This is a genomic window from Streptococcus sp. XMC, from assembly GCF_021341835.1.
Taxonomy (GTDB): domain Bacteria; phylum Bacillota; class Bacilli; order Lactobacillales; family Streptococcaceae; genus Streptococcus.
This window is the reverse complement of record NZ_JAJTNQ010000002.1, coordinates 342302-355383: the sequence shown is the minus strand read 5'-3', so window position 1 is coordinate 355383 and position 13082 is coordinate 342302. Positions and strand designations below refer to the sequence as shown.

General features: G+C 39.1%; 12 protein-coding genes and 1 tRNA gene. 1 reads left to right on the top strand and 12 read right to left on the bottom strand.

Annotation, left to right across the window (positions count from 1 at the left end; genetic code table 11):
- Nucleotides 1-183: 183 nt before the first annotated feature.
- The 12 genes from LXO72_RS06525 to ychF all read right to left on the bottom strand — a co-directional run bounded on the left by LXO72_RS06525 (nt 184) and on the right by ychF (nt 12403).
- Complete coding sequence (locus LXO72_RS06525; RefSeq protein ID WP_129269699.1) at nt 184-666, bottom strand: sigma-70 family RNA polymerase sigma factor; 483 nt, start codon at nt 664-666, stop codon at nt 184-186.
- 171 nt (nt 667-837) lie between these two features.
- Nucleotides 838-909 (bottom strand) — tRNA-Glu (locus LXO72_RS06520).
- Nucleotides 910-1241: 332 nt separating this feature from the next.
- Nucleotides 1242-3215, bottom strand: a complete 1974-nt coding sequence (gene ftsH / locus LXO72_RS06515; RefSeq protein ID WP_233331859.1) for an ATP-dependent zinc metalloprotease FtsH — start codon at nt 3213-3215, stop codon at nt 1242-1244.
- A gap of 10 nt (nt 3216-3225) precedes the next feature.
- Nucleotides 3226-3768 (bottom strand): hypoxanthine phosphoribosyltransferase, encoded by a 543-nt coding sequence (gene hpt / locus LXO72_RS06510; RefSeq protein WP_048690450.1) that lies wholly within the window; start codon nt 3766-3768, stop codon nt 3226-3228.
- A 5-nt stretch (nt 3769-3773) separates the two neighbouring features.
- Complete coding sequence (gene tilS, locus LXO72_RS06505) at nt 3774-5048, bottom strand: tRNA lysidine(34) synthetase TilS (protein WP_233331858.1); 1275 nt, start codon at nt 5046-5048, stop codon at nt 3774-3776.
- Nucleotides 5048-6331: a serine hydrolase gene (locus LXO72_RS06500; RefSeq protein ID WP_233331857.1), complete on the bottom strand. Its 1284-nt coding sequence runs from the start codon at nt 6329-6331 to the stop codon at nt 5048-5050. Before LXO72_RS06500 ends, tilS begins: the two co-directional genes overlap by 1 nt.
- Nucleotides 6324-6452 (bottom strand): SP_0009 family protein, encoded by a 129-nt coding sequence (locus tag LXO72_RS10150; protein WP_260469288.1) that lies wholly within the window; start codon nt 6450-6452, stop codon nt 6324-6326. The genes LXO72_RS06500 and LXO72_RS10150 overlap by 8 nt, the downstream gene beginning before the upstream one ends.
- Nucleotides 6452-6820, bottom strand: a complete 369-nt coding sequence (locus LXO72_RS06495; protein WP_061454655.1) for a septum formation initiator family protein — start codon at nt 6818-6820, stop codon at nt 6452-6454. The genes LXO72_RS10150 and LXO72_RS06495 overlap by 1 nt, the downstream gene beginning before the upstream one ends.
- Entirely contained in the window at nt 6813-7079 is a 267-nt protein-coding gene (locus LXO72_RS06490) for an RNA-binding S4 domain-containing protein (protein WP_023024830.1), read from the bottom strand. The genes LXO72_RS06495 and LXO72_RS06490 overlap by 8 nt, the downstream gene beginning before the upstream one ends.
- A gap of 63 nt (nt 7080-7142) precedes the next feature.
- Nucleotides 7143-10655 (bottom strand): transcription-repair coupling factor, encoded by a 3513-nt coding sequence (gene mfd / locus LXO72_RS06485; protein ID WP_233331868.1) that lies wholly within the window; start codon nt 10653-10655, stop codon nt 7143-7145.
- Nucleotides 10648-11217, bottom strand: a complete 570-nt coding sequence (gene pth / locus LXO72_RS06480; RefSeq protein ID WP_048690437.1) for an aminoacyl-tRNA hydrolase — start codon at nt 11215-11217, stop codon at nt 10648-10650. The genes mfd and pth overlap by 8 nt, the downstream gene beginning before the upstream one ends.
- 70 nt (nt 11218-11287) lie before the next feature.
- Complete coding sequence (gene ychF, locus LXO72_RS06475; protein WP_195324276.1) at nt 11288-12403, bottom strand: redox-regulated ATPase YchF; 1116 nt, start codon at nt 12401-12403, stop codon at nt 11288-11290.
- A gap of 158 nt (nt 12404-12561) precedes the next feature.
- Between ychF and LXO72_RS06470 the strand changes: the two genes are divergently transcribed.
- A complete protein-coding gene (locus LXO72_RS06470) occupies nt 12562-13056 on the top strand; it encodes a DUF1307 domain-containing protein (protein ID WP_233331856.1) in 495 nt (164 codons plus the stop codon).
- The last annotated feature ends 26 nt before the right edge of the window (nt 13057-13082 follow it).

Below are 13082 nucleotides of genomic sequence, written 5' to 3'. Positions count from 1 at the left end.
ACTACAACTTCAGTTGTAGCGCCCTGCACATTGGTTCGTCTTGTTCAGTTTTCAAAGGTCTTTGTCGCTCTCGCGCGACAACTATATTAGTATATCACGACCATGAAAACTTGTCAATATCTTTTTTCTATTTTTTTAAATTTTTATTTTTTATGAAAAAAGGATGCTTCTTTACATCCTTTTTCATAAATGATGATCCTTGAAATCTTTCAAGTATTCTTGGAGTCTTCTCCGCATTTTTGCTCTTCCTGAAAAACGTTGATTCATCAGAAGTTTATCATAGTCCTCTTTTTCTTGATCGGTTAGGTTTTCTCGGAATTCCTTTAGTGCTCCTCTTAACAGGACTAGTTCATCCAAAAAGAGTTCTTTTGATCGAAGTCGATGACTAATTTCTCCAATCTCTGTATAAGGTACCTTATTTAACTTCCTTTTATCACTCTCTTGTTTTCTAACTTTATCTTTTATATGATTGCGAAACTTTGTTTTGAAGTAGGTTAATAAAATTTCTTCATTTTCTTCTACTTCAGGATTACTTATTTGTAGCTCGTATAAGACCAGTCTACCTTCTTGCTCCCAATCTGCGTGATCCCAAAGATGAATATAAAATTCCTTTTCACATTTCCATACAATCCATTTTACTTTTTCATATGATTTTTTAAAGTTCATTGGACCTCCTTTCTAACTTGTCTTCATTTTAAAGGAGGTTTGGATTTATTTGGGCTTATTTTCTATTTGGGATCTTTTCTAACTCTAATCGGTCATTATTTTGATAAGAATGTCAGAATAATGGTTTTATTAAACAAAAAAAGTTGCTACGAATGTAACAACTTTTTGCGATAGTCCGTACGGGATTCGAACCCGTGTTACCGCCGTGAAAAGGCGGTGTCTTAACCCCTTGACCAACGGACCATTTTTACAACGTAATCTATTATATCAGTTCATTTTCATCTGTCAACACTTTTTTTAAAAAAAAGAGCCGAAATTTTCGGCTCCCTTGAATGTAGTCAAACTATTGTTTTACATAAAAAAAATCAAGATGCTTTTCAAAAAATTACTTTTATTTTTAGTCATTTTGGAAGATTAAAAACTTTTCCGCCGTGAGAAAAATGCCTGAAACGTAATAGTTTCAGGCACTCGGAATTATTGAGACCTTAGGCTCAATAATTAGTCATGGAACTTCTTAGAAGTTCGCTGACGTCCGATCTCACCGAAGGAAAGTTTTTAGAAGACTATAAAGTTTATTACTTATTTTCTTCCATTTTAGATTTAATTTCTTCATAAGATAATGGTTTAGATTCTTTTTCCAATTCTAAATCAGTATCTTCTGGCATTTTACCTGTTTCATACAATGACTTGATTTGAACACTATCCAAAGTTTCGTATTTCAACAAGGCTTCTGCAATCAACTTGTGGGTTTCACGATTGTTCTGGATGATTTCAGCTGCTTTATTGCGAGCTTCATTCAAAAGACTTCTTACTTCTTCATCAATTTCATATGCTGTTTGTTCTGAAATGAATTTTTGAGACGTTTGAGCTCCAAACATAGCATGGTTGCCTTCGTATTGAACTGGACCAAGTTTTTCACTCATTCCATATTCCGTTACCATAGCACGCGCCATTTGGGTCGCTTGCTCAAAGTCATTAGAAGCTCCTGTGGTTTGAACGTTGAAGATAATTTCTTCTGCAACACGTCCCCCCATCAATCCAGCCAATTGTTCTTTCATATCTTCTTTAGAAAGAAGCATTTGGTCTTCTTTTGGAAGAGCAATCATATAGCCACCAGCACGTCCACGTGGAACGATGGTCACCTTGTGAACAACACGAGCATTAGATAGGACTAAACCAACAATGGTATGCCCTGCCTCATGGTAAGCAACCAATTCGCGTTCCTTTTGAGAAACTGTTCGGTCTTTCTTAGAAGGACCAGCAATCACACGATCTTCCGCTTCATCAATATCAGAGGCGTCTATTACCTTCTTATTGCGACGAGCCGCTACCAAAGCAGCTTCGTTTAAAACATTTTCAAGATCCGCACCAACAAATCCTGGTGTTTGTTGGGCAACTAGTTTCAAGTCTACATCTTTGGCTAATGGTTTGTTTTTAGCATGGACTCGCAAGATAGCTTCGCGTCCTTTTACATCTGGACGACCAACTAAAACCTTCCGGTCAAAACGCCCAGGACGAAGGAGGGCTGGGTCCAAAACATCTGAACGGTTAGTGGCTGCAATCACGATGATGCCTTCGTTTCCTTCAAAACCATCCATCTCAATCAAGAGCTGGTTGAGGGTTTGTTCCCGTTCATCATTTCCCCCACCAAGGCCAACTCCCCGTTGACGTCCAACAGCATCGATCTCATCGATAAAGATAATGGCTGGTGCTGCTTTTTTGGCATCTTCAAATAGAGAACGAACCCGGCTTGCACCGACACCGACAAACATTTCAACGAAGTCAGAACCTGAAATACTGAAGAATGGTACTCCGGCTTCACCTGCTACTGCTTTTGCTAGAAGGGTTTTACCAGTTCCCGGAGGGCCTTCAAGAAGAACACCTGCTGGGATACGGGCACCCAATTTTGTAAAGCGTTTTGGATCTTTTAAGAATTCAACCACTTCAACGAGTTCTTGTTTTTCTTCTTCAGCCCCTGCTACATCTGAAAAACGAACCTTGATATCTTCTTTATTGGTAGCACGCGCTTTGTTACGGCCGAAATTCATAGCACCGCGGGCGCCACCGCCACCACCTTGATTCATCATAGAGAAGAAGAAGAACATGACAATCACAAAGGGAACGATTGAAGTCAGAATGGTAATCCACATTCCACTTGAGCTTTCCCGTTTAATAGTGATGTCAGCCTTATGTTCGGATGCTAAGTTTTGTAATTCTTGAACAGTCAAATCAGACGGTAAGATCACACTCGTGAAGCGAGTCACCTTACTTGGACTTGGAGTAAAAAATTGAACTCCTGTATCATCCTTGCTGGTTTTTGCTTTGTTATAGGTACCGAAAATTTCAATGACACTACCGTTTGGCTGATAGCTAATTTCCTTGACGTTGTCTGATTTAAGCTCTTTTACCAATTCTGTATAATTGATTTGCTGACTTTGTCCGATACTATTTCCAGCAAAGAAATATTGAAAACCTGTAACAGCAGCTACAATAATCAATAGATACAGAAAAGGATTTCGAACAAAACCATTGTTTTTGTTATTTTTCATCTAGTTTCCTCTATTTTGAATACACTTCTTCTTTCAACACTCCGATATAAGGAAGGTTTCGATAGTTTTCATCGTAGTCTAAACCATAGCCCACAACAAACTCGTTTGGAATGGTAAAGCAAGTGTAATCTGCTTCAATCTCAACCAAGCGTCCTTCAGGTTTATCTAACAAGGTAGCAATTTTAACAGATGCTGGTTGACGTCCTTCAAATAATTCTTTCAAACTCTTAAGAGTTTTACCAGTATCAATGATATCTTCAACAAAGAGAATATCTCGACCCTTAATGTCTTGGTCCATATCTTTGATGATATTAATCACACCTGAGCTTGATGTTCCACCATGATAACTAGACACTAGCATAAAATCCAACTCAATATGCGTATCAATATGTTTGATCAATTCCGCCATAAATGGGACTGACCCTTTTAAAATCCCCACTAAAATCGGATTTTTCCCTTGGTAATCTTCTGTCAGTTTTTGACCAAGTTCACGTGCTGCAGTCACGATTTCATCGTGGGAAATGAGTATCTTTTTGATATCTTGTTCTAACATCTTTTTTACCTATCTATTTTCTGGATATAAATTGTATCCTTCATTATACCATTTTTTAATTCCTTACTCAAATCACTGATCGCAATTTCAGGAATAGCCAGTATTTGTTTATCTTGTTCTAAAACCACCAGATTGTTTCGTTGATCTAAAGGGATTTTTTGGTTAATCAACAATCTGCTAATTTTTCTATGGTGACCGTTCATCAGAATACGATCTCCCCTTTTACGGGGTCGAAGAGAAACTGGATGGTTGTTTGGAAGTGGGATAGCCTCCATATATGAATCGCTTGGTTCCACTCCAAATAAAAAGCGATAAGCACCTACTGTCTTTATGGTTCCAAATTGTAACAAATCTTCTGATATTCGGTCATCCGTCCTACGACTGATTTTCCGAATTTCAAAATAGTGATAGTCTTTGTAAAGTTCATAACCATTCTTTAGAACTTGTTGCGTATTGGACTTGGTCACTACTATTCTGTGTAATTGTTCAAATTGTGCCCGACTCAATTGCAAATCTGGAAAACTAGCTAGATACTCTTCCAGTAAATAAATCTGGACAGCTGGTGATTGCTTTTGAAACTGTGTCACATCTTGTGGATTCAAATCTTTGGTCAACTCTTTTAAAGCCTGGTGCCAATGACTGAGATCCTCTCCTAAGTTGACCAAAGCACTCGTTACTTGAGGATTTTCTTTTTCAAAGAGTGGGAGAAAACGATGGCGGATACGGTTACGGAAATAGTCCAAAGACCGGTTGCTCTTATCCTCAAAATGAAAAATTTCTGGAAAATCCTTTTTTTTGAAATGTAAGAGGGGACGAATCAACACACCCTGTCCAAATGGTTGTTTTAAAGAAATACCTTTTAAATGCCGCGGACGACTTCCACGAATCAGACGCATCAAAATCGTTTCTGCCTGATCATCCATATGATGAGCGGTGACGAGGGCGCTACAAGCTTCTTCGTTCATAACTTTTTCAAAGAAATCATAGCGGAATTGTCTAGCTCTGCTTTCAGAAAAAGGACCAGAGAAATGAGCAACCTTCAGTGGTAGATGTTTTGCTTCAGCTATTGCTCGAATTCCTCTTTCTTCTTGGTCAGCTTCAATTCGTTGGTGATGATTGACATGAGCAAGGACGAGGTCAATTCCTAATTGGTGCCGATAATGATAGAGCCAATCCAGTAAGGTCATAGAGTCCACCCCTCCTGATAAAGCCAAAAGGACTTTTTGATGAGATTCAAAAAGCCCCTCCTTTTGACAGAACTGAAGAAATTTTTCTTTCATTACTGTAAGACCTCATAAATATCTTTGGCAATTGCTGAGATAGTCTCGTAATCAGAGTGATCCGTAAAAATAGCTAAAATAAATGGTGAATCTGTATAAACAATGGCGACATCATGACGAAAATCATAGGCATCTCCAATCTTGTGAGCAACCTTGACAGGGATATCTTTTGAAATTCGTTGATCATCAAAGCGAGTCTCTGACAGAGCATCAATGATTCCACCATTTTGTTGGTAGATAGCTTCCATGACATTCCCCGCCATTTTTGGAGATGCCATTCTAGTTTCTACATTCCACGTTTTTCCTGCAATCTTATTGGTCACCTTTTGAAATTCTTTGTCTGATTGGTGCGTTACATAATACCCTAAAATGTTTTGCGCAACATTATCAGATTCTTTGGCCACCCGGTTAATCAAATCAGCGACGGTATATTCTTTATCATCCGGTGTTTTTGAAATACTTCCACTGCCTTCCGGTTCATAAGCTCCTGGATAATCATTGACTTCTTTTATATATTTTAAAGGAGTCTGAATATCTACATGGTTCTCATTTATCTCTTTTTGAGTATAGTACAAATACAAGAGCTTGGCTATACTAGCAGAATACATTTCCTGGTCTTCATGTATCCCAGCAGTCTTTCCAGTATCCACCTGCTTCACGTAAACTGCAATTCCGTCTTTGTTGTACTTCTGATTGAGAATCTCTTGGACTTTTTCCATCCGATTATCTGTAGCAGAAAGTTCATCTTTTGCAATCCATCCCTGGCCAGAAATTTCTAGGTAGGTCCCTTTTAAAGTTTTGGCAGTCTTGGTGATTTCAACCTTACTATAGGGAGTCAGACTTGTTTTTTTGCTTTTTGCGCCATTTACCAAGGGTTGATCATAAACTGTAAAAGAGGATGTCAGCCACATGGTCTTTTTTTCTTCTGTTAATTCCAAAATCGAATCTTCGTAAATTTGATCTTGATCAGCTACTACATACTGTTTATTCGATAATTTAAAAACAGATTTCCCTTGGTCGTTCACAAACAATTGATCAACAGTAAAGGGAGTATCTGGCTTGATTTCCCCAGCTTTTTGACGCAATTCTGGATCCGAATAGGTCACGATTGGCTGATAAACATTCGGATTGGACGGTATGGAGACAAAGAAATGATCCTGAGTCCCTATTTGACTAGTGTATGAAGAATCAGCAGTCAGTGGAACTTGGACTTGGGATGAATCAGATAAGGGTTGGGTGACTAAGAAAGTAGGAAAAATCATCCAATAAACTAACTTATTCATCCTTGCTCCTTTCCTGAGTTTCTTCTTGCAATTTTAAGGCTTGATTTTTTTTAGCTAACTCTTCTAATTTTGTATCAGAATATTCTAGAAATTGTTGAACGGTTTTTACAATATTTTCCATTATTTCGGTAATAAATTAGGTATCGTATAAATATATTCGCCATCTTTAGAGAAGGAATATTTTGCGCGTGCATATTTTGCAGCGTATTCGTCATCCTTTAATTTCTCTACGATATCCTTTTGATATTCTTCTTCCTCAAGGGTTTGCTGATATTGTTCTTGCAATTGAACGTACTGTTGTTTGCGTTTTTGAAGCGTCTGGTAACTCTGAGCCAGATTATAGGTTGGAAGGATAAACAATAAAATAATTAAAATGAGAACCCAACCCATAAAACGATTCTGTTTTTTTCGCTCCTCATTCTGGTATTTCCGACGCTGATGTTCGTCTTGAATATACCGATTATTCATTTGTACAATATTTTTAGGCATCTTCTTCTATCCTTGTTTCACGAATGATTTCATACATTTTAGACGCATCTTCTTTTTTAGTACTATCTAACATTTCCAACACTTTTACTGTCAAGAGCTTATTTCCAAAGCGAACTTCAACTTCGTCATTTACCTTCAAATCGGTTGAACTTTTTGCTAGGACCCCATTGACTTTGATCCGCCCCTTATCGGCTACTTCTTTAGCTACAGGGCGTCTTTTGATAATGCGGGAAACTTTTAAATATTTATCTAATCTCATCGTATCACCTCTAATGTATTATTGTACCATTTTTTTAGAAAGAGCCCAGTAAAATCTTTCTTTCTAGTCTTGTTTTTCCATTTTTTCCTGCTTGATGGTCAGTAATTTTTCCCCAAATTGTCGCAAGCCTTCTAAAATTTCGAAGTCTTTTTTATTTCGCACATCAAAGATTAATTCAATCAATCCTTGGTTTTCTGCAATACGAGCTTTTAAATTAGTTGCTGATAAGGCAGCAAAATAATCTTGAGTCAAGAAAAGTTGCTTGGTAATTGGCTCAAATTTCACCGTTAATTGATTGTCTTTTCGATCAACCACTTTAACAAAGATCTGATCCAGATAAGATTTGATAAACCCTATTTCTAGGAGATAGGCTACCACATCAGGATATTCTCCGAATCGATCAATCAATTCGTCTTGCAAGAGTTCATAATCTTCTTGAACTTGTATTTCTCGAATGCGTTTGTAAATTTCAATTTTTTGACGTTCATCGGAGATATAATCACTTGGAATGTAGGCATCAATTTGAAGATTGAGCTCCGCATTTCCTTTTTGGCGTTTTTTCTCTTTTCCTTGTTTCTTCTCAATAGCAGCTTCGAGTAACTGTGAATACATTTCAAATCCGACAGAATCGATAAAACCAGATTGAGAAGCCCCTAAAATATTCCCGGCACCTCGAATAGACAAATCTCGCATAGCAATCTTAAAACCAGATCCCAATTCAGTGAATCCTTTAATAGCTTCAAGACGCTTTTCAGAAACTTCTGTCAAGTTTTTGTCCGGCCGGTACATCAAATAAGCATAGGCAATGCGATTGCTTCGTCCAACCCGGCCTCGCAATTGGTAAAGGGTAGACAAGCCCATATGGTCGGCATTTTCAATAAAGAGGGTATTGGCATTGGGGATATCCACCCCTGTTTCAATGATGGTGGTCGTAACTAAAATATCATACTCACCTTCAATGAAGTCCATCAAGGTGTTTTCCAACCGCACTTCACTCATCTGTCCATGGACAAACCCAATAGAGGCTTCCGGTACCAATTCTTGTAACTCTGAAACCTTTTGCTCAATGGTGTCTACCTTGTTGGAGAGATAATAGACCTGACCTCCCCGATCCATCTCCCGACGAATAGCATCTCGAATGATGGTTGGATTGGTTTCTAAGACATAAGTTTGGACGGGATAGCGATTGGTCGGCGGGGTTTCAATAACGGACAAATCCCGAATCCCCAACATAGACATGTGAAGGGTCCGAGGAATGGGCGTTGCCGTTAAGGTTAAAACATCGACCTTTTTCTTTAACTCCTTGAGAGTTTCCTTGTGTTTGACACCGAACCGTTGCTCCTCATCAATCACGATAAGACCGAGATCCGCAAATTCCACATCCTTAGATAAGAGACGGTGGGTTCCAATCAAAATATCGACCTGGCCTTTTTTTAGTTTTTCCAAGGTTTCTTTTTGCTCAGCACGACTCCGGAAACGACTCAAGACATCGACTTCTACTGGAAAGGCCTCGAAGCGTTCTTTGAAATTGGCATAATGCTGTTGAGCTAGGACCGTTGTCGGAACTAAGACAGCTACTTGTTTATGGTCCTTGACAGCTTTAAAGGCCGCTCGCATAGCAACTTCTGTCTTCCCAAATCCCACGTCTCCGACCAAGAGGCGATCCATAGGGCTTGAAGATTCCATATCCTTCTTGATTTCTTGGATAGAGCGAATCTGATCATCTGTTTCAACATAGGGAAAGGCCTGGTCAAAAGCTTCTTGGTTCTCATCGTCTGGAGTAAAGGCAAAGCCTTGCAATTGGCTTCGCTCTGCATAGAGTTGAATCAGATCATCTGCAATATCCTCTACTTCCTGACGGACCTTTTGTTTGGCTTTTTGGAAGCGACCATCGTTGAGTTTGTTGATTTTAGGAGGTTTGCCATCACTCGCCACATACTTGGACAGCATTTGGATTTGATCCACAGGGATGGAAATCCGGTCCCCATTTTGATATTGGATGGAGACATAGTCTCGGTGGACACCAGAAATTTCAATGGTTTCTAGTCCCAAATACTGACCAATTCCATGAACCTGGTGAACAACGTAGTCTCCCTTTTCCAACTCATTGTAGTTTTTTAACCGCTCCGCATTGGAAATGGTTTGCCGACGAATTTTTCGTTTAATCTTTTTCTGGAAGATTTCTGTCTCTGTAATCAGGACAATCTTCTCATCCACAAAGTGGAAGCCACGCGCCAACCCACCGATAACCAACTGGCTCTGTCCTGGATGAAGCTGATTAGGTGCAAGATAATCCAGGTCAATCCCATAATCTCTCAAGTGCTCTTGTAACTGGTGGAGGCCTTGTTTACTCGTCACCTGAAGAATGACTGTGTAGTCTTGTTTACGGAAACGGTCAATTTCATCTTTTAAAAGAGAAAACTGACTGAAGAATTCCTGCATGGGGTATTGGTTAAAAGAATAGAGGGCATCAAATCGCAGATTTCCCAAGCCTTTTTGGAAATTTGAAAAATAAGAGGCTGGTTTATAAGTACGTAAGAGCGCGCTATTGTCCGCAAAATACTGGGCTTCAGCGAAAGAGCGACTCTTTTGTAGGTCCTCCGTCAAAAGGTTAGCAACTTCTACATCAAACCGCGCCTCCTGATCCATGATTTTGTGGTAATCATCCAAAAAAAGAGGAGCATGTTTGGGGAGGTAATCAAAGAGAGTGTAGGTTTGCTGATAAAAAAGAGAGAGAAATTTGCGACTATCTGCATGCAGACGCTGGTGATGCGCTTCTGTGAGAATTTCAGTCAAATAGGATTTGAACTCTGGATGAGGACTTTTTTGAATCAGATTTTCTAGATTCTTCTGTCCTCTTAAAAAATCATCTTTAGTTAGTAACATATCACTAACTGGATGAACTGTTACCGCATCTAGATTTTCTAGTGAACGTTGAGTCTCTGGAGAAAAAGTCCGAATGCCATCAATCTCATCTCCAAAAAATTCTAGTCGATAAGGGAAATCTTGACTGGCTTCAAAAAGATCTAAAATATCCCCTCGAAGACTAAACTCTCCCTGTTGGCTTACCTGTGAAACCTTTTGATAGCCCATGGCCAGGAGGGTATCTTTCAACTCTGTCAGATTTCGTTCTTCTCCAACAGAGAAAGACTGAATCATAGAGCTGACAGTCTTTGGATTAGGTAAGAGCAAACGACTACCACTTACATTGGCAATGACGATCCCTTCTTTTTCTGGAGCTAAAAGAAAATCCAGAGCTTCCAGACGAGAAAAGACCCGTTCCTGGGAAGCAAAGACAAACTCTGCCAAAGGATTGTCATCTCCGAGGAAAAGATAGACCTTTTCTTCGCCTAATAATCCCAATAAATCACTTGCGAGCCGTTCTGCTTCATTTTGGGAAGAGGTCAAGACCAAGACCTTGTGTCCGTCTTCGACAACTGTCGCCATGGTAATAGCTTTTGTAGACGAAGACAGTCCTATTAGAAGAGAGCGACTTCTTTTTTGCTGGTCTTGTTGCCATTTTCTGATATCTTTATTCTGTTGAAATAGATCAACCAGTGTCTTATATTTATCCATTGTATTGTTGCATTGTTTTTTCAAACTGCCCTTCTTTTAAATAAAAGCGAAGAGCTTCCTCTGATTTGTCGATAGCAAGGAGGATGGTAGCATAATCATCCTGATCGAATTTCCCTAAGACATGGTGGACTACTGACATACCATGCTTGGGTCTTCCAATTCCAATCTTGATGCGATTAAAGGTCTGAGTTCCAATATGGTTGATAATCGACTTGATTCCGTTGTGGCCTCCAGCTGATCCTTTGGCCCGAAGGCGAATCTTGCCGACTTCCATATCCAGATCGTCATAAATAACGACCAAATCTTCCACCTCTAGGCCATAATAGGTCAAAAGTGCATGCACGGCCTTGCCACTCTCATTCATAAAAGTGGTTGGCTTGACCAAAAAGACCTTTTCTCCATCTATAAAGGTGGAGGTCACATCTGCTTGAAAAATCTTATCATGTGAAAAGGTGAGGTTGAGAGACTTCGCCAACTGATCCACTAACATAAAGCCTACATTATGTTTGGTTTCCACATATTTATCTCCCGGATTTCCCAATCCGACAATTAATTTTGTCATTTACTTTCCCTTTCAAAAGCCAAAAGGGTTGGAATTTTTTTCCAACCTTTTGGTTATTTACTTGTTTTCTTTATACATTGAAGCGGAATTCCATGATGTCGCCATCTTGAACGACATATTCTTTTCCTTCTTCTCGCAAGCGTCCTGCTTCTTTTACAGCCTTTTCAGATCCGTATTTGACCAAATCATCATAAGACATGGTCACAGCACGGATAAATCCTTTTTCAAAGTCAGAGTGGATGATTCCAGCTGCTTGTGGAGCTTTCATACCACGTTTAAAAGTCCAAGCGCGAACTTCTTTTTCTCCAGCTGTAAAATAAGTACCAAGTCCGAGCAAGTGATAAGCTGCACGCGTCAACTTATCCACACCTGATTCTGTCAAACCAATGGCTTCAAGAAATTCTTTTTTATCTTCATCGTCTAACTCTGAGATTTCTTCCTCCGCACGCGCAGAAATCACTACTACTTCTGCATTTTCTGTTTCTGCGAATTCACGAATTTGCTTCACATAATCGATCGATTCTGGGTCTCCAACCACATCTTCATCCACATTCGCTACATACAGAACTGGTTTAGTGGTCAAGAGGAAGAGACCTTTGACAACTTTTTGTTCTTCGTCTGTGAATTCGATGGTACGAGCTGACTTCCCATCTTCCAGAACTGGCTTAATCTTTTGGAGGACATTAAATTCTGCAACGGAATCCTTGTCCTTTTGCGTACGGGCCATCTTTTCCACACGCGCATAGCGTTTATTCACAGATTCTAGGTCAGCCAAAATCAACTCTAGGTTGATGGTATCAATATCTGCTAGTGGATCGACAAAGGCATCTTCACGGCCTTGCTCCCGCATGACATTTTCATCATCAAAGGCACGAACCACATGGACGATGGCATCTACTTCACGGATGTTGGCCAAGAATTTATTACCGAGACCTTCTCCTTTTGACGCACCTTTTACAATCCCTGCAATATCTGTGAATTCAAAGGTTGTTGGCACTGTTTTCTTAGGAGTAATCATTTCCGTCAATTTTTGGAGGCGTTCATCTGGAACTTCTACCATCCCGACGTTTGGATCAATAGTTGCAAAGGGATAATTTGCAGCCTCTGCTCCTGCTTTTGTAATTGCGTTAAATAGGGTTGATTTACCAACGTTTGGCAAACCAACGATACCTGCTGTTAAAGCCATTTTTCTTCTTCTCCGTTCACATTTCAATCCCTTTTATTATAACATAATTCAAAGCACAAGATGATGAAAAAATGCTCTCTCTTAAAACTAACAGTCACCTGTCCAATTCCATAAGAATATGGTATAATCAAACCAACAATAATAAAGGAGTTTTCGTCATGAAAAAACTATCAATTAAATCGATCCTTCTGCCTCTTTTAGCAGTCTTTACCCTCTTTCTTCTGGGAGCTTGTGGACAAAGTACAAAAAAAGGTTACCTTCAATTAATTAACCAAGATAAGAAAACAGACATTCGTGTCATTGTTGAATATCAGGGTGATAAAATTCTAAGTACAGATTCTACAAGTGTTATTTACTACGAAGGAACTGGTCTGCCAAAAGAACAATTAAAAGAAGTTATTGATGAATACGATAAAAAATTCAAAGATGTCAAAGGATTCTCACACTCTGCAGAATATAAGGATGACTATGTTGTTGAGAAAACAAAGATTGATTATACCAAGGCAGATTTAAAAGAATTACAAGAAAATCAGTTAATTGCTGCACAAGAAAATCAAAATGTTGATTACATTGGCTACAAGACAACACTTAAAACCTTTAAATCTAATGGCTTCAAAGAAGTAAAAGATGGAAAATTTGAAGAATTAAAATAATACAAAAGGTTCAGTCACCTAGATGA